Source organism: Lacinutrix sp. 5H-3-7-4, from assembly GCF_000211855.2.
Taxonomy (GTDB): Bacteria; Bacteroidota; Bacteroidia; order Flavobacteriales; family Flavobacteriaceae; genus Lacinutrix.
Window position 1 is genome coordinate 451906 of the sequence record NC_015638.1, and the last position, 21713, is coordinate 473618.

Here is a 21713-nt window from a genome sequence, read left to right on the forward strand (position 1 = left end):
AAATAAACATGAAAACAAAGTTTAATGGAATTTTAACGCTATTTCTAGCGTTTATTGTGCAATTTTCGTTTGCTCAAGAAAAAACAATTTCCGGAACAATTACAGATGAAACCGGATTACCAATGCCTGGTGTAAATATTGTTTTAAAAGGAACAAGCAATGGTACACAAACAGATTTTGATGGTAATTATAATATTGATGCTAGTAATGGTGATGTATTAGAATTTACATTCATTGGTTATCTCTCAAAAGAAGTTACAATTACAAACAATAACACAGTTAGTTTCTCTATGGAGCCAGACGTAGCAGCATTAGAAGAAGTTATTGTCACTGCAGTTGGTATTAAAAGAAAACCAGATGAAATTACCACTGCTTATGAAAACTTAAAATCTGATGAAATTGTAGCTGCAAATAACCCAGATGCAGTACAAGCTTTAGCTGGTAAAGTTTCAGGATTACAAATAAACACTGTTAATACAGGTGTTAATCCTGATACACAAATACTACTTCGTGGTACCAGATCTCTTTCTGGAGACAACTCTGCATTAGTTGTAATCGATAATGTGATTTCAACCGCTGGTATATTATCTGATTTAGATCCTGAAATTATAGAATCTATAAACATTTTAAAAGGCCCAAATGGTGCAGCTCTTTACGGTTCTCGAGGTGGTAATGGTGTTGTTGTGGTTACAACAAAAAAAGGATCTAAAGAAAAAGGAAAGTTAAATATTAGCCTATCTTCTACAGTAACTTTAGAAGAAGTCGCTTTTTTACCGCAATTACAAGATCGATATGGTAAAGGCTATTGGGGAGAAATAGATGCTTTCGACCAAGGTTCTTGGGGACCAGAATACGATGGCTCTATACAACCAACAGGATTGCCTTATCCTACAATTACAGATTTTAGATACAACACATATGAATTTAAAGAAGACAATATTAAAGACTTTTTTAACACAGGTGTAACATTACAAAACACATTATCACTTTCTGGAGGAGATAGCGAAGGTTTCTTTTCTTTATCTGCTAATAAAAGAAAAACTGAAGGTTTAATTCCAGAAGATGAATTTAAAAAAGACTTTTTTGCTTTAAGCGCAGGAAAAACATTTGGAAAATGGTCTATTTCTGGAAATGCTAGATTTACAAATGAAGATACAGAAGTAACGTCTGCAATTTTTGATAGTGATGGCACTACATTATTTGGAGGTGCATATAGCCAACTCTCTCAAGTACCAAGTGATATAGATGTTACACAGTTTAGTTCTGGCAGCAATAGTGATCACTGGACTGCCTTTGGAAACAGCCCATATTGGGTAGCACAAAATCAAAGATCAAATACAGAAAACTTTAGATCTGATCTTTCTGGAGAATTATCTTACAAGTTTAATGATAACATTAGCACATTAATTAGAACCAATATTGTTACTAATAGCTCAAAAGGTATCAGGTATAATAATGATTATACTTCACCTTACACAGTTACTGGAGACGGTAGAGACATTCAATCATCTTTAAGAGTTACAAGTTCTAGAGACAGAAGACTATATACAGATTTAATTACAAATTTTAATTATCAATTAACTGAAGATATAGAATTAAAATCTTTAATTGGTTTTAATGCTACAGATTATGAGTTTTCATCTCAAACTGCATTTGGAAGACAATTAACTTTACCAGGTCTTTATACTGTTGAAAACATATCTGGAGGTACAGTTGATACAGATTTTACTACAAAACAAAGACAACAAGCAATATTTGCAAATGTAGATTTAGGTTATAAAGATTATTTATTTTTAAACTTAACAGGTCGTCAAGAATGGGATAGTAGATTACAATCTCCAGGAAGAGAAATTGGTGACATTGGCTTCTTTTACTGGTCTGCCGGTACAGCATTTATAGCTACAAAAGCATTTCCTGAATTAAAAAGTAAAGCTTTAAATAAATTAAAAATTTCTGGTGGTTATGTAAAAGTAGCAAACATTTCTGCTTTAGATGCTCACGATTTATATGATACAGGTTTTAGACCATCAGCATTTCCTTACCCAAGTGGTGTAAATTCATTTTTAATACCTTCATCTACATTTGATAGTAATATTGAACCAGAGTTTATTAACACCTACGAAGCAAATATAAATTTAGAGTTCTTAAAAAAAGGAGGTATTCCTAGAATCACTTTAGATGGTAGTTATTCTTTTTACACTAATGAAAATCAAATTCTTAGTGCTTCTGTATCTAGTGCAACAAGTGTATTTAGCGCAGGAGTTAATGTTGGTGAAACAGAAACTAACGCCTACGAAGTTGATTTAGGTTTAGTACCAATTAAAACAGATGATTTTAGATGGAATGTTAACTTTGGTTATGCATCACAAAAAACTATAGCAAATAAAATCACAGAAGATTCTGATATTTTAGGATCTGGTTCTCCAGGCATATACGCTGTACAAGGCGAAGAATTCCCTCTAATTAGAGGTAGCGCATATGAAAGAGACGAGCAAGGTCGAGTTATACTAAATGCTAATGGACAACCACAAGTAGCATCAGGATTAAAAGTTTTAGGCAAAACAACTCCAGATTATATTTTAAATTTCGGAACAGAATTTACATACAAAGGCTTCAAGCTTAGTGCTGTTGCAGATTTTAGAACAGGTCACGTATTCTATTCAAACATCTACAATAATCTTACAGGTCAAGGCCGTAGTTTTATTACTGCAGAAAATGGAAGAGGTCACTTTGTTTTCCCTAACTCAACAGTAGAAGGTTCTGGTGTAACTAACACAAACGTTTTAACAGGACCATCATATGGAGGACCAAGCGAGTATGCACAATACCAATCTTTCGTACAAAGTGATGCTTTCATCGGTGTAGACGAAAACTTTATCTTAGACGCTACAGCATTTAAACTTAGAGAGGTAGCACTAAGTTACACTTTACCAAGCAAATTTTTAGATAACACATTTATAAATGGTTTAGCTATAGGCCTGAGTGGTAGAAACCTACTAACTGTTCTACCTAAAGAGAATAGAGGTTATAACGATCCTGAAATTGGTTCTGGTATAGGTGGATACGCACAGACTCCTCCAACACGATTTTATTCAATGAATGTAAAACTTAACTTTTAAAAAATGAAAAAGATAAATATAATAACCAAGTTACTTTCATTAGCAATAGTCATTTTTGCATTCTCATGTGACGATGTATTAGTTAATGAAGACCCAAATGGAGTTGTAATAGACGAGCTTCCTCCTGAAGTTATACTTCCAGGAGCACAAACGGTTCCTGCAGCAACATTAATGACAACAATGAACGAGCTAGGAAATACCATGATTGCAACTTGGTCTGGAAATGCACAACAAGTTCAATCACCTTATTTTGAAGAATTTCAATATCAACTTTCAACAGATTTTTATAGTGGTGTTTGGGATAATTTAATGGCTAGAACAGGAAACTTAACGCAAATAATAAATAGTGAAAATCCTGGCAATTACGATTATTTTAAAGGCGCATCTAAAATTTATAGAGCGTTTTATTTTCAGTATCTAGTAGATCTTTATGGAGATATTCCATTTTCTGAAATCCATCAACGTGGTGACAACCTGTTCCCTTCTTACGACAGCCAAGAAGAGGTTTACATGGGCCTTATTACTCAAGTTAATAATGCTATAGAGCAAATTAACAATACAAATGAAGACACTGTTATTTCAATGGGCACCAATGATGTTATGTTAGGTGGCAATATGACTCAATGGATAAAGTTTGCTAACTCATTAAAATTAAGAATGCTTTTAAGGGTTAATGATTATGCACAAACCAATCCAGATATGCAAACCTTTGTAAACAATGAGTTTGCATTGCTAAATCAAACCAATGCAGAATTTTTGGGTGCTGGAGATAATATAAGCATTAATCCAGGTTATACAGACCAAAGCAATAGAATGAATCCTTTTGCAGAAACCTTTGGTTATGACCCTAATGAGTTTGGTAATTCTGGAAGTCAAACGTTTTCAAATTTAAGAACAGGTCCAACAACTTTTTTAGTAGAGTTTTTAAACGGTACAACTACTGGAGTTACAGATTCACGACTAGAAAGACTATATGCTACTAGAGGAAGTCAACCAGCAATTCAAGGAAACACTCAAGGCGGAGAAGAGCAACCTTCTAGAATTGGTCCTGGTCTATTAATGTCTCCAGATCAAGACGGATATATAATGACAGCATCAGAATCTTTATTTCTTCAGTCTGAAGCCGTATTTAAAGGACTTCTAACATCTGGAAATGCTAAAAGCCTCTTTGAAAGCGCAATTGAGTCATCATTTGCAAGACTAGGCGCTAATTTAGGGACCTATTTAAGCGATATTAATATGGTCAACCGTATTGGCTGGGATGGCAGCACAAATAAATTAGAAGCTATTATAACACAAAAATGGATAGACTTAGGCGGTACGAATGGTGCTGAAACTTGGATTGAATATACAAGAACCGGTTTTCCAAGCAATATGCCATTACCAGATACTGCAAATAGACCAAATAGACCTTTACGTCTACTTTATCCAACCTCAGAATATTCAGGAAATTCAGCAAATGTTAACCCATACAACCAAACCGTAGATACAGCATTTAACGAAAATATTTTTTGGGACGTCAACTAATAAAAAAACAAAAAAATGAAAACATTTAAAATATTATGCCTAAGCCTTATTAGTGCGTTTTTACTAAACTCTTGTTTAGTTGATGATGACGTACAACAATTAGAGGGCGATTTTACAAACACACCATATGTTGTTGGATTTAGAAACGCAACATCAACAACTGCCTTTTTAACAGATGGAAGCACACAAATTTTCAAACAACCTGTAGACCTTTTAACAGGAGCAAATTTTTCATCAACACCTGAAATTACAGTTACTTTTGAAGTCGACCCGTCAAGCACAGCTGTAGCTGGCTCAGATTATGATTTTATAACAAGTAATTCTTCAGCAACAATAGATGCAAATAGAGATTTTGGAACCATTGACATTAATGTTTACACAGATAATATTGATGTCTTAAACCCAAAGACTATTATTTTAAAATTAACAAATACAAATATTGGAGTAATTGGTCAAAATGGAGTTGAAGGTTTTCAAGAACAGTTTGAAACTGTAACAATAAATTTAGGAGGCGTTTGTTTTTCTGATGCAGGCGGAAGTTTTGATATTGTAGTAACAAGGCAATCAAACGGTCAAGTCTACAACTTTTTTAACGAAACAATTACACAAACTAATGAAGCTACATACTTAACAGAATCTACGGGTAGATTTAGTGCTCAACCAGGTGGAATTGATTTAACAGGACCACCAAATAATGCTACAAGAAATGGTTTTGTATTTACAGAAAATTGTGGTGTAATTACAATAGAATCGCAACCATTAGGTGCTACTTTTGGAGGCAATCCAGTTAGTGGTTCTGGAACAGTTGATGATGCTACAGGAAATTTATCTATGACTGTAGTTGTAGGATCGGATGATACTTACGATGTAGAATATATTAAGCTTTAAAAAACAACATGATGAAAAATATAAAATATATAATAATACTCTTGTTCGTAGCAGCTTTTAATTATGCCTGTGAAAATGATGATTCAATTGAACGTAGAGGAAAACCAGCAATAACTGTATTAAATAAAACAGTAACAGTAACAGAAGGAGAAACAGCAACATTTGATTTAGAAGTTGACTACGCTGTAGCAAACCCAATTAACATAAGAATAGATGTACTTGATGACCAAGGAAACCCATTAGTAGTAACCTTACCATCTGGAGCTCCAGACTCTGGAAATGGACTATATGATTTAGTTACGTTAGAAGACGTATTTGTACCATATAACACTTGGTTTGAATCTGGTTACTTTCAATATGGATACACTGGAGGAACTGGCTACATAGCTAATTTCCCTGCTGGTCAAACTAGCTTACAAATAAATATTGAAACACTACAAGATTTTATTCCTAACGATACTAAGATTGTTAATTTAAAATTTACTTCTACTAATTTATTAGAAGCAACAATTGATGAAGTTGTTTCAATAAATATAGAAAACTTTGTTAGCAATAGTTTAATTACCCGTTTAGATTGGTCGGGAGATTACCTAGACAACGGTATTAATCCATGTGATGGAGACACAGCATTAGATTTAGATTTAGAATTATACTACAACGGAGCTTTTACAGACTTTAGTTATTCTGAATGCCCTGAAGAGTTAACAATTTTAGACACTGATCCTGACGGAACCTATGAAATTGATGCAAGTTTCTGGACTAGTAATGGGAATACATCCTCTACGGTTACTAATGTTCCAACAACAATTATCTTTACAAAACCAGGAATATTTTATCAAGAAGTAGATATTTCTAGCGTATTTCCTTTAGCAGATGGTGGACTTTCAGATGGAAACTCTTCTGCCATAACAACTTTTACTGTTACAAAAACCGGAACGACATACACAGTAACAGACAGTAATAATACACAAATAGCACAAGGAAGAAATTCTAATTATAGAATAACTAAAACACAAAAAAAACAATTTAAATAAGAAACTACAAAATTGATAACTAAGAAGCTAGAGTTAAAACTCTAGCTTTTTTTTATTTAATATAAAGTTTAAATTAAATTAATAATTCCTTAACAAGTGTAAAATTCAAATATTAAAATAAAATGAGCTGTAAACGTGCATATATTGTATAACAATTGAAATATTTATGACAAAAAAGTTGGTTAATTAACTTTTTATTATGATTTTTGGCACAGACTAATTCAAATAAAATATAAAATGAAAACAAAGTTTAGTGGAATTTTAACGCTATTACTAGCGTTTGTTGTGCAACTATCGTTCGCACAAGAAAAAACAATTTCAGGAACAATTTCCGATGAAACCGGATTGCCGTTACCTGGAGTAAATATTGTAGTTAAAGGTACAAGTAATGGTACTCAAACAGATTTTGATGGTAATTATTCCATTTCTACAAGTACTGGCTCTGTATTAACTTACACATTTGTTGGTTACAAAACTGTTACGAAAACAGTAGGATCTGCTAGCGCTATCAGTTTTGGAATGGAGATTGATGCTCAAGCTATTGAAGAAGTTGTAATCGAAGGTGCTTATGATATTAAGCGAACTAAACCTACTACTACTACTGCAATCCAAACCGTATCTGCAGAAACTATCGATACTAGACCTAACGCTTCTTTAGTACAAACTTTACAAGGGCAAGCAGCTGGTTTAAATATCACAACTAACTCAGGTCAGCCAGGTGGAGACAGTGAAATCAACCTAAGAGGTGTTGGTTCTATTACTGGTAAAACAGAACCTTTATTTATTATGGATGGTATTCCAATTGACGAAGATAACTTTAGAAGTTTAAATCCTTCAGAAATTGCTTCGGTATCTGTACTTAAAGATGCAGGTGCAACTGCCATTTACGGTAACAGAGGTGCCAATGGTGTAATTATTATTACAACTAAAAGAGGTAAATATAACTCTAACTTTGAAGTTAACTATACTGGTATAACAAGTGTAGCAAACTTACAGGGTAATGACTATGACTTAATGAACTCAACGGAGCAATTACAGTTAGAAAGAAATTTCGGTACTGGTAGAGGTGTTGGTTTATCTGATGCGGAAATTGCTGCAATTGCAAACTATGCTGATACAGAGTGGGAAGATGTTTTCTTTAGAGAAGCATTAACTCAAAATCATACATTAAGCATAACAGCTGGTGGAGAAAATGTAAATTCTTTTACTTCTTTTGGATATTTTGATCAAAAAGGTGTTCTTGTACAAAGTTCTTTAAAGAGATTTAACATAAGAAATAATACCAATGGTAAATCTAAAAATGATAAATTTAACTATAGTACTTCTTTATCTTTAAACTTCTCTAAAAACGAAGAGCCAAATAACATCGGTTCAGGCGCTGTTAACCGTAACTATATTCTTGGTGCATATCAATCATTACCTTACATCTCTCCAGATGAGTATGTTGTTGGTGAAGGTGGATCATTACCACCATCATTTGTGTTAACGCCATTATTATTATTAGATAGATTAGCTACTTATGAGCGTTCTGAAAATGAAATTAAAATTTTAGGAAGCGTTAGTGCTAACTATAAATTAACTCCAAACCTTACTATAGGAACAAGAATTGGTGCTGATTTTACAGAAGAACAAAGATTAGCTGCTGAAGGACCTAATTCTTTTAACTCTGTGTTTTTTGCAGGTGTAGGAGAAACTTTACCTGGTACAGTTGATCAACAAATGACTAGAACTATTAGTATTGATGTTGTAAACTCTCTTACATACAGTAAAACTTTTGCTGAAAAACATACATTAGATGCTGGTATATATATGGAATACTATAAATCTCATTTAAGAGCTTTTGGTTTTAGACAATTAGGTTTAGATCCTAAAACATACTACGCAGGAGATGGAAGTGGATTTGTACCAGATAATGGAAACAATGATTTTTATGTAGATACAGCAAACGCAGCATATAACAACGCTGGTTTATTTTCTTACTTTGCAAACGCAGATTATGATTATAACAAAAAATATGGTTTAGGTGTTACTTTTAGACGTGATGCATCTTATAGATTTAGCGATACTAACAGATGGGGAACATTCTACGCTGTTTCTGGTCGTTGGAATATAGATCAAGAATCATTTATGGAAAATTCAGGATTTTCATTATTAAAGTTACGTGCATCTTATGGTACAACTGGTAACCAAGATATTAACGCTGTAAATGGTCAATTTGCAGATTTTAGTGCTAATTCATTAGGCTTAAACTTATATGCTTCAGGTAATGGTTATGCTAACATAAACTCTATTACTCAAGCACAAATAGCAAACCCTGATTTAAAATGGGAAACTACTGCTCAGACTAACATCGGTTTAGATTGGGAAGTAATAAACAGAAGATTTAGAGGTTCTTTAGATGTATACCATAGAAAAGCAACAGATGTTTTTCAATTCCAACCAACAGCTTCATATACTGGAACTACAGGATTATTTGTTAACTCTGGTGAGTTAATTAACAAAGGGGTTGATTTACAATTAAATTACGACTTACTTAAAAATCCAGAAGGATTAAACGCTACAGTTAATTTTGTAGGAAACTACAATAAATCTGAACGTTATGGAGCACAAGATTCTACAATTGAAGAAGGTGGTAAAATTGGACAGTACTATACAATTAGATATGCTGGAGTTAACCCTGCAAATGGTAACTTATTATTCTTAGATAAAGATGGTAATCTTACAGAAAATCCAGATGCTAATGATGACCGTGTATTTACAGACAAGAATAGATATGCAGATTTTCAAGGTAGTTTTGGTTTTGAGTTAGATTATAAAGGTTTTTACTTATCTACTCAGTTTAACTATGTTGTAGGTGCAGATAGATATGATTTTGATTATTCTGGTTTTATTGACCCAACTAGTATAGGTAATTTCAGATCATCTAGAGATATTTTAAGAGCTTGGACTCCAGATAATAGAGTTACAGATATTCCATCATTAAATGCATCTAATTTAGATGTTGATAGTGATAGATTCATACAAAGCGCAGATTATTTAAGGTTAAGATTTGTTAGTTTTGGTTATAACTTCTCTAGAGAGACTTTAGAATCTCTTAAAATTAGTAAGTTACGTTTGTTTGCAAATGCAGAAAACATGGTAACATTTACTGGATGGAGAGGTAATGATGCTGAAGGTTTTGGTTCAACACAAAACAACTACCCAACACCAAGAATTGTTTCTGTTGGATTAGAATTAGGACTTTAATTAAAAAATAAAAATAAAATGAAAAAAATAAATAATATAGTTGCGATTTTATTGATGGCATTTGCAATCTCATCATGTAATGACGCAATAGACATAGAACAGCCAGGTTTACTATTAGCTGAAAATGCTTTTCAAAGTGTGGATGATGTAGAAGCTGGACTATATGGAGCTTACAATAGCTTTGATATAACAGACGAAATTAGATTTAACGCTAATTATACAGATGAATGGACACCTGGATTAGTAAATGGAGGTCAAAATAGAGCAGAATATTCACTTATTTTAACTCCAGCCAGTAATGGAGATCGTCCAGCATCTTTAATTATATGGCAAAAGTATTACTTAGCACTTGCTAACGTAAATAACTTAATTTCAGCAGCCAACACAATTACACCAGATCCTGATGTAGATAATGAAGTAGAAAATTATAATGATTTTGTTGGTCAAGCTTATGCTTTAAGAGCTTATGCTCATTTCCAGTTACAAACATATTACACTACAGATTATACAGATGATTCTGCTTTAGGTGCAATTGCTTTAGATTATGTTCCTGCAGTTGGAGAACAATTACCAAGAAATACTAATGGAGAAGTGTTTACTCTAATAGAAAATGATTTAACATTAGCTAACTCATTATTATCAGACTCTAACTCTAATCCAACATTAATTAACAAAGATTTTGTTAAAGCATTAAGAGCTAGAATGGCTGCTTATAGAGGTGATTATGCTACTGCTGGTCCATTAGCTAATCAATTATTAGCAGATTATCCAATTGCTTCTCAAGCAGATTTTTTCAATATTTGGGAAGATACTTCTAATGCAGAAATTATCTTTAAATTAGAACGTACTCAAAACGATAATTATGAAGCGCAAGCAACAGCTGGAGGAGGAACTGCAGGTAGTTTATTCGCATTTGGTAATAGTACAATAGACGGTACACCTTTCATGGAAATGGATAGAGAATTATTTAACTCTTTTGATGATGCTGATATTAGAAAAGAAAGATATATCGATCCTACTTCTATTATTTCACCAGATTATCAAAATGAAGCAAATTACAAAGAAGGTGATGTTTTAGTAGTTAGAAAATATCCTGGCTCTGAAACTGTTAACTTAATGAATGATTTAAAAGTATTTAGATCTGCTGAGATGTTATTTATTGCTGCTGAAGCAGCTGCTGACAATAATGATTTTGGTACAGTAGCACAATTAATTAAGCAATTAAGAGAAGCACGTTTAGGTTCTACACAACCTACTCCTTCTTACACATCTCAAACTGAAGCTTTCGGAGCAATTTTAGATGAAAGAAGATTAGAGTTAGCCTATGAAGGTCACCGTTGGGTAGATATTAAAAGATTAGGTGCAAAAGGAAACAGAACTTTAGATCGTGAGCCTTTAGACTGTGCTACAGCTAATGCAACTGCATGTACAATGCCAAATACAGATACTAGATTTACTATGCCTATTCCTTTAGATGAAATTGATGTTAATCCAGCATTATCTCAAAATCCAGGATACTAATAAAAAAATTGTAAAAAATTAAAATTATGAAAAAAATATTAACATTAATGATTGCAGTTATTGCAATTAGTTTCACTTCATGTGAAGAAAATGAAAATGAAGTTTTCGATAATGTAAATGGTCAAACATTGGCGTTCTTTGGAAACTCAGCATCTAGCTTACAAGTTGTTGTTGACGGAACTGGTACATTAGATGTACAAATTGGTGTAACAACAGTATCATCTTCAGAAAGAACTGTCGTTGTTTCTTTAGATGAAGAAGCATCAACAGCTAACACAGAAAATTATACAATATCTAATTATAATGTTACAATTCCAGCAAACGAATACTTTGGAACTCTAACTATTGAAGGTGTAGATAACAGTGTAGAAATAGCTGCAGAAACTATTGTTTTAAATTTAGAATCTGTAAGCGGAGGTATTGTTGATGAAGCTCAACATGTTGTAAGTGTATTTCAAATTTGTCCTGTTGAAGAAACTTTATTCACAGGTTCTTATTTAATTACTCAAACAACTCCTTTTGTTGACGGTCCTAGTTTATCTGATGGTACAGTTGTAGAATTAACTGCAGATGGTTTAAACAGAACATTTGATACATTTAATTATCCAAATTATTGTTCAACAACAAATTCTTTTACTTTTACTTTAGTATGTAATGAGATATTTGTGCCTACTCAAGATTCTAACTGTGTTTGTAATAGTGGTGCTGGATGGTTTTCTGCTGCAGCAACTCCAGGAACTTATGATATTTCAGATGATACTTCATTTGAGTTAACATTTACAGATGATACAGAAAGTGATTGTTCGTCTCCTGCACAAACGACTTATTTATTTACTAAACAATAAACTAATTAATTATGAAGAAAATAAATTTAATTTTAACGTCATTATTACTAAGCTTATTTTTAGTAGGATGTGACAGTAATGAGAATGGCTTAAACGGAGGAAATTCAGATTCTGGATGGATTCAGTTTGATGCTAGTGCGTCTAATGCTTTTTCAACAGATGCTAATGTAGCAATTCCGTTTTCTTTACCATACGGAACTAATGCTCAAGGACAAACAATAACATATTCAATTGATGCTGTATCTGGAAATGTTCCTAGTGATCAATTAGGGACTTTTACTACTATATTAGAAGCTACTGATCAAGATGGTACTATTAATTTTACACCTATAGCTACAGGTGAAAATTATACATTAAGATTTACGTTATTATCGACATCTAATACTGATTATCAAATTGGTTTATCTGATGGCAGTAAGCAAATCACTTATGACTTAACTGTATGTAATTTTGCAGTTTCAGCTTCATACACTGGAGATGCTTATTCAAATGATTTAGATATTGCACCTGGTACTTTTGGACCATACACATCTACATTTACACCTGTAGATGGAGAAGACAACACATGGACATTAGATACCACTTGGGGACCTGATTTTGTTTTTAATTTAACAGGTGGAGGAGTTCCTCAAGGATCTTTTCCTTACGAATCTACTGTTGTATTAAATAGTGACAACACGGTAACTGTAACTGCCGAAGCTCCTTACTCAGGAGGAACAGGAAGTTATGATCCATGTACAGATACCTTTACTTTAAATCTTGGTCAAGCTTTATTTACAGGTACTTTTACTGTAGATGTAGTGCTTACAGGAAACTAGTATAGTAAAATATATTATATTTTTAGAGTCTGAATAATAGTATTATTCAGACTCTTTTTTTATACCATTATTTTTATAACTTTGACACATGGAAAATAACACACAAGTATTTGGACTTAGAGCAATAATTGAAGCAATAAGTTCAAATAAATCTATTGATAAAGTTTTTTTACAAAAAGAACTCAAAGGCGAATTATTTAATGAACTAGTGCAGCTTATTAAAAAAAACAGCATAAATTCATCTTATGTTCCAGTAGAGAAACTTAATAGGTTAACTAAAGGAAATCACCAAGGCGCTGTTGCGCAAATATCACCTATAGCTTTTCATGATTTTGAAACACTAGTAGATAATACTATTGCTAGTGGTGTTACTCCCCTATTTTTATTACTTGACCAATTAAGTGATGTAAGAAATTTTGGTGCTATTATTAGAACTGCAGAATGTACAGGTGTACATGGTATAGTAATACAAAAAAAAGGAGGAGCTCCTGTTAATGGAGATACTATTAAAACTAGTGCTGGTGCTGTATTTAAGGTTCCTATTTGCAAAGTTGACCATATAAAAGATGCAATGTTTCATTTACAAGCTTCAGGAGTAAAGGTTATAGCCGCAACAGAAAAAACTAATGATACTGTTTTTGATGTTTCTTTTAAACAACCATGTGCAATTGTAATGGGTAGTGAAGGTCGAGGTATAAATCCATCTGTACTAAAATTAGCAGATGCAAGAGCAAAACTACCGTTATTAGGAGATATAGAATCTTTAAATGTATCTGTTGCTTGTGGTGCTTTTTTATATGAAGCTATAAGGCAAAGATTATAAATCGGTTTTACTTTTATAAATATAGTTCACTTCTTGTGGAGCATTAGATTCATCATTGTTATTAATAGAGTGTTCATCTATTGTATCTTCCTCTAAATTTTCAATAAAGTTTCCATTTTCGTCAAAATGACGTAAAAATTCATCATCCTCCTCATTATACGAAGGTTCTTCCCAAACATATTTTTTAGGTTTAGCTATATGTTTTCTAAACAATAAAGCAAATAGAAACCCTGTTAATAAACCAGCTGTATGTCCTTCCCATGAAATTTTCTCATCTATAGGAAAAGCATACATAAACATGCTACCATATATAAAAATAACAACAAGAGATAGAGCTATAAGTCTATAGTGTTTTGCAAAAATACCCTTAAAAAAATTAAAACTAAAAAGCACATATATTAAACCACTGGCACCAATATGATAGGATGGCCTCCCAATTAACCAAGTTATAAAACCAGACAATAAAATACCATAAAATATAATTTTAAAAGCTATTGGCCTATAAAAATAAAAAAGTGCTGATGACAAAATAAATAAAGGAATGGTATTTGAGTATAAATGCGAAATACCCGAATGTATAAACGGGCTAAAAATTATACCTTTTAAACCACTTAATTTTAGTGGGAAAATACCAAACTTATTAAACCTATACCCAAACCTGATTTCTATAGCAAATACTAACCATATTAGTAAAACAAATAATACAGGATAAAGTATAACATCTATTGAAAATTTGAACGAATCTGATGTGTCTTTCATTTTATAAGTATAACAAATAACTTTCCAAATAGTTATATTAGAAAGAATGTCAGTAAAAAAAATAAAAATTTTTCAACTGTAGTTTGAAATAAATTTAATTAATTTTATAATATGAATACACCTTTAGCTGAAAGATTAAGACCCAAAACACTTGAAGATTACGTTAGTCAATCGCAATTAGTAGGTAAACAAGGTGCACTTACAAAACAAATACAGCAAGGTCTTATTCCTTCTATAATACTTTGGGGACCACCAGGAATTGGTAAAACTACATTAGCCAATATTATTGCTAATGAATCTAAGCGACCTTTTTATACTTTAAGTGCAATTAGCTCTGGAGTAAAAGATGTTAGAGAAGTAATAGAAAAAGCAAAACAAAGCGGTGGACTATTTACTACTAAAAACCCTATTCTTTTTATAGACGAAATACATAGATTTAGCAAATCTCAACAGGATTCACTTTTGCAAGCAGTAGAAAAAGGTTGGGTAACTTTAATTGGTGCTACTACTGAAAATCCAAGCTTTGAAGTAATACCGGCATTATTGTCACGATGTCAGGTATATATACTAAATGCATTTGAAAAAAAAGATTTAGAGTTGCTTTTACAGCGTGCTATAGAAAAAGATGAGTATTTAGTCAACAAAAAAATAAACATTAAAGAAACTGAGGCTTTAATTAGAATTTCTGGCGGTGATGCCAGAAAGTTACTTAATATTTTTGAATTAGTTATTAATGCTCAAAACAGTGATAATATAACTATTACAAATAAAGATGTTCTAGACAAGGTTCAAAATAATACTGTTAGGTATGATAAAACTGGAGAACAGCATTATGATATAGTTTCGGCTTTTATAAAATCTATAAGAGGAAGTGATCCCAATGCTGCTGTTTATTATTTAGCAAGAATGGTTGAAGGTGGTGAAGATGTAAAATTTATTGCTCGTAGAATGCTTATTTTAGCTAGTGAAGATATTGGTAATGCAAATCCAACAGCCTTAGTTATGGCTAATACAACTTTTCAAGCAGTTTCTACTATTGGCTATCCAGAATCTCGTATAATATTAAGTCAATGTGCCACTTATTTAGCATGTTCTCCTAAAAGTAATGCAGCGTATATGGCTATTGGTAATGCTCAACAACTGGTTAAGCAAACAGGAGATTTATCTATACCATTAGCTATTAGAAATGCACCAACAAAACTAATGAAAGAGATTGGTTATGGTGAAGATTATAAATATTCTCACAATTATGAAAATAACTTTATTGCTCAAGAGTTTTTACCAAAAGAAATAAGTAATACTACATTATATAATCCTGGTAAAAACAGTAGAGAGCAAGCTCAACGTGATTTTTTAAAGGCACGATGGAAAGAAAAATATGGTTATTAAAAAAAGCCTAGATTTTAAAATCTAGGCTTTTTTTATTTATAGACGCTCTATTATTTTTTTATAAAAGATAATACTTTTACAGCATCGTCTTTGTAAATTTTTATAAAATGAACACCAGTACTAAACGCGCTTGTATTTATACGTAAATCAAAATCATTGTTTATATCTCTTTTTAATAAGTTTTGGCCAAGTACATTATAAATAATAAATGAATCTGGTAAATTGCTTGAATCTGAAACTGATATATTAAGCTCATTTTCAGTAGGATTAGGGTAAAGACTAAGTGAATTATTTAAAAAGAAATCTTTAGTAGATAATGTATTCTCTAATAAAATACTTGTTTTTTCTTGAGCACCATAACTAGCACCTTCTTTTATTGTTGTTCCTCCTGATGTTTCCAAAGTATAATATCCATTTCCAAAATCACAGCATATACCATCAGAATTACTATCAAAAATAGTAAATGAATAACAGCCACTGTTAGTTACATCAAATGTTTCTGTTATTATTGCTGCATTATTATCTGTATATGGACCTCCAGAGTATAATATATTATCATCCTCATCTTTAAATTCCCAAGTAATTTGACTTCCAAAACCATCTGGTTTTAAAGTAAACTCGATTGTCTCTTCATCATATGAATCTATATTAAAAATTTTAAATTCATTATCATTTCCTGTCTCTTCATCAATTCCCATATTTGGAGATTGTACTTCTACATTTATTGAATGAAAACCTCCTGATAATACTTCTTGAGGAATTAGTATTATTTCAGATTCATTAGTTAATAAATTTCCAGTCCAATTTATAGTTTCAACAGATGAAAAATCAATACTATATTCAATAGTAGCCTGACTTAAAGTAGATGTTCCTAAATTTGTCAACCTCAATATTGGTTCTACAGTTGTAGTACATTCTATCACATTAACATCTACTAACTCTAAACCTGCATCTAGATTATAAACTGGTGCTAAATTACATACATCTGAATTAACGACTAAAGACATTCTTCTTGGAGAAGAGTCTAAAACTGTATTCATTCTACTAGACTGATCTGCTGTAAATGTATCTTTGCAAGAATCAGATGTATAGTCCATGTAATTCTCTATCATATCCGGAGACCCACAAGAAAATACTCCTGCTGCAGGACAACCAAAATTTGAACTTTCGGATTCTGGAGTATCTGCACAAAAATCATCTGTTCCACAAGGTCCATCTCCCCAAGTATGCCTTAACCCTAAGTAGTGTCCAATCTCATGAGTTAAAGTTAATCCTGACCCATAAGTTCCGCTTGCTGGGTTTGGATTTGCTTTAGATCCAACAGTAAATGAAGTTATTACAACTCCATCTGTTGTTGCTCCTCCATTTCCAGTACCAATCCCATTTAAAGTTGGTGCTTCTGGAAATTGTGCATAACCAAGTAATGATCCTGATAAAGGCCCAACCCATATATTTAAATATTTTTCTGGATCCCATTGTGTTACTGGTTTAATAGAATTTTGAAATTCCGTCCTACCAAAAGGACCATCTCCATAATCTGAAATTCTATTTATACCATATTCAGCTAAATTTTGACCTATTGGACTTTGTCTTGCTGCACAAAATTGAATTTCTGTATCTGAAGCAACAGCAATTGAACTTCCTGATAAATTTGCAAAATCAAGATTTAACTGATCTATTTGAGCATTTACTAAAGCTTGACTAACATTATCTACACCTATTCCATCACTTAAAATATGGAATACTACAGGTATTGTTCTAACAACTTTAGATTGTTTATTGTCTTTTGATGCTTGTTTCTTTTTTTGAATTTCTTTTCCAATCCAATTTTCAAAATCTTCTTTAGTACCACGATCGGGAAATTTTATATTTAATTGCTCTTCCATCTCTGTAGTATAACATCTAATTACACCATCATATTCAATTGATTCTTTGTTAGCATCACTAAGGTTATTAGTTATCTCTTGAGAAAAACTAATATTTAAGGCGAAACCTAATAATACTATGCTTAGTAGTTTTTTTTTCATTACATCTTTTTTTCAAATATAGTAAAAAATGATATTAGAATTATTTTTTGATTTAAAACTTAATATTAATAACTTTTACTTGTGTTTTATTATTAATAAATTCAGCTAATACCCAATTTCCTTCTAATTTATAAATTATAGCATCATGGTTTTTTACTATATAGATATCTTCTTTTCCTGAATAGTAAATAGTATATACTAAATTAGGTGTGCTATCTACTAATTGAAACCCATTATTAATTGATTGAGCATATAAAGTATTGATTGCGGGTTTTGGACTAAGATCTTCATTTACATGTTCTGAAATATTGTCTTGAATTATAGATTTATCTTTTTTTAAATCTTTTATTTCTTTTTTTAGTTTTTCTATTTCTTTTTCTTTTTTGCTATTCTCCTGTACACTTAACTCAGTTAAAGTATTTGTTTCATTATATCTATAATTAATTTTATTTAATTCGCTAAGAGCATTACGTAGAGCTTCACTATAAGATGATTTATACTCTTTTCTTCTAGACTCTCCTTCTTGAGTGGTATAAACTACTTGTCCGTTACAATTAATTAGTTGTACTTTTAGTTTTGTTTTAAACATAGTTTTATTTTCAACAGTATTTACCATTAATGCCAAGCATCTATTTTCTAATAAATCTTCAGGTAATTCTTTATCTTCTAAAAATGCTGTAAACTTATATTTATTGAAGAGAAACTCTGTTAGTGAATTTAATTGATATTTATCTGCTTCTTCAAAAAATTCATATTGTAATGGGACCAAAATGTACTTGTAATTATTTAGTTTATTTTGAGCAAAACTTTGTGCTGTAAAACAAACTACTAGTATTACAATTATTTTTTTTAACATAATTCTATTTATTTTCATAAAAAGTTTTTTAATTCTAATAAGTGATTAACGTGCTTTATACTACTATCTAAAGCTTCTTTATGATAATTAAAACATATAGCATCTAAGCCTATATTTAAAGCTCCTAAAATATCTGCATCATAATTATCTCCTATCATAATTCCATTTTCAACTCTAACTTTTGCTTGCTTTAAAGCATAGTCAAATATTTTTCTGTTTGGTTTTTTTACTCCAACCATTTCAGAGTTTGTTACAGTTTCAAAGTAATGTGATATTTTAGACTTATTTAATTTATGTTGCTGCACTTCTTCAAAACCATTAGTTATAATGTGCAATTTATATTTTGTTTTTAAATAGTCTAAAATTTCTATTGTACCATCAAAAATATAATTATAGGTAGTAAGATACAAAATGTAATCGTTAGAAAGTGATTCTATCACACTGTCTTCCACTTTAACTTGTAATGCATCAAATGTATCTTTCAACCTTCCGTATCTTAATTTGTTTTTATCGACTTTTTCCTGCGTGTATAATTTCCAATAATTTAAATTAATTGGTAAATAATATTTTAAAAAATCATCTAAATCTACACTTAAATTATTTTTTTTAAATATTAAGGCAAATGTTAGTGCAGAATTTTTATCAAAATCCCAAAGTGTGTGATCTAAATCAAAAAAAATATCTGTTATTTTATTTTTCATTATCGATATTTAATATAGTATTAAAAAGTTCTTTATAATGTTTCCAGGTGCTTATTTTACTAAAAGTATAATTATGAAAAACTGGTACAAAAGTACCGTTAACCTTTTTTACTTCGGCAGTAATTTGTTGTAACATCATTTTTTTATCTAGTAGTGATTGGTGTTTTAATAGCGCATGATCTAATACATGATAACTATTAATTTTTAATGGTGTTTGTATTTCGTAATCTAAATCGTAGAAAAAAAATGGTGTACAGGTTCCTGCTCTAAATCCTATTTCGTTTATATAACCCATTGTATAGTCTTCTAATATTTCTAACTCTACTAGGTTTCTGTAAGATTCTGGTAAATTTAATTTGGAAAACGAATGTCTTGAAGCTAATAAAGAGGTATTAATTATACTTTCCATTCTATGCTTTTCTGTTTTTAAGATTTTATTATTCTCTAAAGCAAAGTATGATGTTTTTAACCCTATATCGCAATAGTCACTCACTCGTTTTATTAAAGATATAAAGGGTTGTTTTTGAAAATTTATATTCTTATCGTAAGTAGATAAATCTCCTACTAAAAAGAAAAATATAAACTTAAATTTTCGGTTTTTCTGTCTGTTTATTATGTATTTAAATGTATCGTATGGATCTTTTTTGAGCCCGAATATTACCGAGTATCTAACGTATAACTGTTTTAGTTTTAAACTAAATAAGTCTTTAAAAGTACCACCTACTGTTCGCATTAACCCTTTATATTTAAATAAATAGGCGCTTGGTACATCTATTATAGGTTTTACGCTGTATTTACGTTCATTAAAATTAAAGTCTGGATAGTGAGACACTAATAATCTTTTAAATTTATATGCCCAAATATCTACTACCGGTTGTTTTAAAAATTTATTTTTATAGGCTATACTTTCGGCAGCTGTAAATCGTCCAAAATCATCTTTTACATGTGGTAAGTATTCTTCATAACGACTTAATAAGTAAAAAGTAGCTGCAAAAATATCAAACGGTAATGCACTTTGTTCTCCATTTGCAAAAAAGCATTTGGTATCTTCCCAATCTGTTACATTTATATCTAGATCATTTATACCTTGTTCAAACAAAAGTTCTTGAGACCTAATAAATAACTCGTTACTAAGCGGTTGTCTTGTATAAGATATTTTTAAACTATCATGCGCAATAAAATCTTCTACTTTAGTTGTAAAATCTACAGGCACACCAATAATTCTCGTACAAATTTGTTTAAATGTATAACGTAGTCTTGGTGTGATTTTATGTGTGTAAACAAGTAACATATATTGTTGCAAAATACAAACTTTAAAAATAGAAATTACTATTGTAATAATAGTAAAGGCATAAAGTTTTCTTCTTTAAAGTATACTTTCATCTGCAAAACTAAAATAGGCTTTCTCTGTTATAATTAAATGGTCTAAAACTTTTATATCTAGACTTTGAGCTGCAGTTTTGAGTTTTTGTGTTAAATTTTTATCTGCAAGACTTGGGTTTAAAGTTCCCGATGGATGATTATGAGCTAGAATTATACCTACTGCTCCAACTTCTAATGCTATTTTTAATGCCAACCGTACATCTACCAATGTACCAGTAATTCCACCTTTACTTAATTGATTTTTTTGTATAACTTTATTAGAGTTATTTAAATAAATAATCCAAAATTCCTCGTGTGGCAACTCTCCTATTTCTGGTTGCATTAACTCAAAAACAGATTTACTTGAAGTAATTTTTTTACGTTCTAAAGCTTCACTTCCGCGACGCCTTCTACCTAGCTCTAGTGCAGCAATAATAGAAATTGCTTTAGCTTCACCAATACCTTTAAATGCTGTAAGTTGTTTTATTGTTAATTTACCTAATTCGCTTAAGTTATTATCTGTACTTGCTAAAATTCGTTTACATAATGCAACTGCGCTTTCCTCTCTGTTTCCAGAACCTATAAGTATGGCTACTAACTCTGCATCACTTAAAGCTGCTTTACCTTTATATAATAGTTTTTCTCTTGGCTGGTCGTCTTGCGACCAGTTTTTAATTGAAAAAGAAGTGGGTTTATTACTCATGTTATAAATCTACATCTTTTTTTTTGTTTCTACTTTTTTATACCAAAAGTCTCACATAAATCACACTTTAACTGTTAGAAAAATTGTAACTTTAA

Annotated in this window: 16 protein-coding genes; 10 read left to right on the forward strand and 6 right to left on the reverse strand. The window is 31.2% G+C overall.

From position 1 onward, the window contains the following. The first annotated feature begins 8 nt into the window (after window positions 1-8). The 9 genes from LACAL_RS02120 (at window position 9) to rlmB (ending at window position 13821) form a co-directional block, all read left to right on the forward strand. A complete protein-coding gene (locus LACAL_RS02120; RefSeq protein ID WP_013869049.1) occupies window positions 9-3119 on the forward strand; it encodes a SusC/RagA family TonB-linked outer membrane protein in 3111 nt (1036 codons plus the stop codon). Window positions 3120-3122: 3 nt separating this feature from the next. Next, complete coding sequence (locus LACAL_RS02125; protein ID WP_013869050.1) at window positions 3123-4646, forward strand: SusD/RagB family nutrient-binding outer membrane lipoprotein; 1524 nt, start codon at window positions 3123-3125, stop codon at window positions 4644-4646. Window positions 4647-4661: 15 nt separating this feature from the next. Next, window positions 4662-5534 carry a hypothetical protein gene (locus LACAL_RS02130; protein ID WP_013869051.1) on the forward strand — a complete coding sequence of 291 codons (873 nt, stop codon included), beginning with the start codon at window positions 4662-4664 and terminating at the stop codon, window positions 5532-5534. An 8-nt stretch (window positions 5535-5542) separates the two neighbouring features. Beyond that, window positions 5543-6568, forward strand: a complete 1026-nt coding sequence (locus LACAL_RS02135; RefSeq protein WP_148256118.1) for a hypothetical protein — start codon at window positions 5543-5545, stop codon at window positions 6566-6568. A 237-nt stretch (window positions 6569-6805) separates the two neighbouring features. Then, the gene (locus LACAL_RS02140; protein ID WP_013869053.1) at window positions 6806-9814 is read left to right on the forward strand and encodes a SusC/RagA family TonB-linked outer membrane protein; all 3009 of its coding nucleotides are present in this window, start codon (window positions 6806-6808) and stop codon (window positions 9812-9814) included. Between the two features lie 18 nt (window positions 9815-9832). Beyond that, window positions 9833-11335, forward strand: a complete 1503-nt coding sequence (locus LACAL_RS02145; RefSeq protein WP_013869054.1) for a RagB/SusD family nutrient uptake outer membrane protein — start codon at window positions 9833-9835, stop codon at window positions 11333-11335. Window positions 11336-11361: 26 nt separating this feature from the next. Continuing rightward, the gene (locus tag LACAL_RS02150) at window positions 11362-12180 is read left to right on the forward strand and encodes a hypothetical protein (RefSeq protein WP_013869055.1); all 819 of its coding nucleotides are present in this window, start codon (window positions 11362-11364) and stop codon (window positions 12178-12180) included. A gap of 11 nt (window positions 12181-12191) precedes the next feature. Continuing rightward, window positions 12192-12998, forward strand: a complete 807-nt coding sequence (locus LACAL_RS02155; protein ID WP_013869056.1) for a hypothetical protein — start codon at window positions 12192-12194, stop codon at window positions 12996-12998. 88 nt (window positions 12999-13086) lie between these two features. Further along, window positions 13087-13821, forward strand: coding sequence for a 23S rRNA (guanosine(2251)-2'-O)-methyltransferase RlmB (gene rlmB / locus LACAL_RS02160; RefSeq protein WP_013869057.1), 735 nt, complete (start codon window positions 13087-13089; stop codon window positions 13819-13821). Here rlmB and LACAL_RS02165 read toward each other — a convergent pair. After that, the gene (locus LACAL_RS02165) at window positions 13816-14580 is read right to left on the reverse strand and encodes a rhomboid family intramembrane serine protease (RefSeq protein ID WP_013869058.1); all 765 of its coding nucleotides are present in this window, start codon (window positions 14578-14580) and stop codon (window positions 13816-13818) included. The two genes, rlmB and LACAL_RS02165, sit on opposite strands and share 6 nt — an antisense overlap. A gap of 111 nt (window positions 14581-14691) precedes the next feature. Here LACAL_RS02165 and LACAL_RS02170 point away from each other — a divergent pair, with 111 nt between their 5' ends. Then, complete coding sequence (locus LACAL_RS02170) at window positions 14692-15969, forward strand: replication-associated recombination protein A (RefSeq protein ID WP_013869059.1); 1278 nt, start codon at window positions 14692-14694, stop codon at window positions 15967-15969. A gap of 50 nt (window positions 15970-16019) precedes the next feature. On the opposite strand, the gene LACAL_RS14940 is transcribed toward LACAL_RS02170, so the two are convergent. From LACAL_RS14940 to radC, 5 genes are all read right to left on the reverse strand, one after another. Then, window positions 16020-17996 carry a M43 family zinc metalloprotease gene (locus tag LACAL_RS14940; RefSeq protein ID WP_013869060.1) on the reverse strand — a complete coding sequence of 659 codons (1977 nt, stop codon included), beginning with the start codon at window positions 17994-17996 and terminating at the stop codon, window positions 16020-16022. Between the two features lie 52 nt (window positions 17997-18048). Continuing rightward, window positions 18049-18870, reverse strand: a complete 822-nt coding sequence (locus LACAL_RS14945) for a hypothetical protein (protein ID WP_013869061.1) — start codon at window positions 18868-18870, stop codon at window positions 18049-18051. Then, window positions 18867-19553 carry a YjjG family noncanonical pyrimidine nucleotidase gene (locus LACAL_RS02185; RefSeq protein WP_013869062.1) on the reverse strand — a complete coding sequence of 229 codons (687 nt, stop codon included), beginning with the start codon at window positions 19551-19553 and terminating at the stop codon, window positions 18867-18869. Before LACAL_RS02185 ends, LACAL_RS14945 begins: the two co-directional genes overlap by 4 nt. Beyond that, window positions 19543-20844 (reverse strand): polysaccharide deacetylase family protein, encoded by a 1302-nt coding sequence (locus LACAL_RS02190; protein WP_013869063.1) that lies wholly within the window; start codon window positions 20842-20844, stop codon window positions 19543-19545. Before LACAL_RS02190 ends, LACAL_RS02185 begins: the two co-directional genes overlap by 11 nt. 75 nt (window positions 20845-20919) lie before the next feature. Continuing rightward, a complete protein-coding gene (radC, locus tag LACAL_RS02195) occupies window positions 20920-21618 on the reverse strand; it encodes a DNA repair protein RadC (RefSeq protein WP_013869064.1) in 699 nt (232 codons plus the stop codon). Window positions 21619-21713 lie beyond the last annotated feature (95 nt).

Bases quoted from the DNA above. Each gene is read 5' to 3' on its own strand.
- LACAL_RS02120 (WP_013869049.1), top strand. From the start codon at position 9: ATGAAAACAAAGTTTAATGGAATTTTAACGCTATTTCTAGCGTTTATT.
- LACAL_RS02125 (WP_013869050.1), top strand. From the start codon at position 3,123: ATGAAAAAGATAAATATAATAACCAAGTTACTTTCATTAGCAATAGTC.
- LACAL_RS02130 (WP_013869051.1), top strand. From the start codon at position 4,662: ATGAAAACATTTAAAATATTATGCCTAAGCCTTATTAGTGCGTTTTTA.
- LACAL_RS02135 (WP_148256118.1), top strand. From the start codon at position 5,543: ATGATGAAAAATATAAAATATATAATAATACTCTTGTTCGTAGCAGCT.
- LACAL_RS02140 (WP_013869053.1), top strand. From the start codon at position 6,806: ATGAAAACAAAGTTTAGTGGAATTTTAACGCTATTACTAGCGTTTGTT.
- LACAL_RS02145 (WP_013869054.1), top strand. From the start codon at position 9,833: ATGAAAAAAATAAATAATATAGTTGCGATTTTATTGATGGCATTTGCA.
- LACAL_RS02150 (WP_013869055.1), top strand. From the start codon at position 11,362: ATGAAAAAAATATTAACATTAATGATTGCAGTTATTGCAATTAGTTTC.
- LACAL_RS02155 (WP_013869056.1), top strand. From the start codon at position 12,192: ATGAAGAAAATAAATTTAATTTTAACGTCATTATTACTAAGCTTATTT.
- rlmB (WP_013869057.1), top strand. From the start codon at position 13,087: ATGGAAAATAACACACAAGTATTTGGACTTAGAGCAATAATTGAAGCA.
- LACAL_RS02165 (WP_013869058.1), bottom strand. From the start codon at position 14,580: ATGAAAGACACATCAGATTCGTTCAAATTTTCAATAGATGTTATACTT.
- LACAL_RS02170 (WP_013869059.1), top strand. From the start codon at position 14,692: ATGAATACACCTTTAGCTGAAAGATTAAGACCCAAAACACTTGAAGAT.
- LACAL_RS14940 (WP_013869060.1), bottom strand. From the start codon at position 17,996: ATGAAAAAAAAACTACTAAGCATAGTATTATTAGGTTTCGCCTTAAAT.
- LACAL_RS14945 (WP_013869061.1), bottom strand. From the start codon at position 18,870: ATGAAAATAAATAGAATTATGTTAAAAAAAATAATTGTAATACTAGTA.
- LACAL_RS02185 (WP_013869062.1), bottom strand. From the start codon at position 19,553: ATGAAAAATAAAATAACAGATATTTTTTTTGATTTAGATCACACACTT.
- LACAL_RS02190 (WP_013869063.1), bottom strand. From the start codon at position 20,844: ATGTTACTTGTTTACACACATAAAATCACACCAAGACTACGTTATACA.
- radC (WP_013869064.1), bottom strand. From the start codon at position 21,618: ATGAGTAATAAACCCACTTCTTTTTCAATTAAAAACTGGTCGCAAGAC.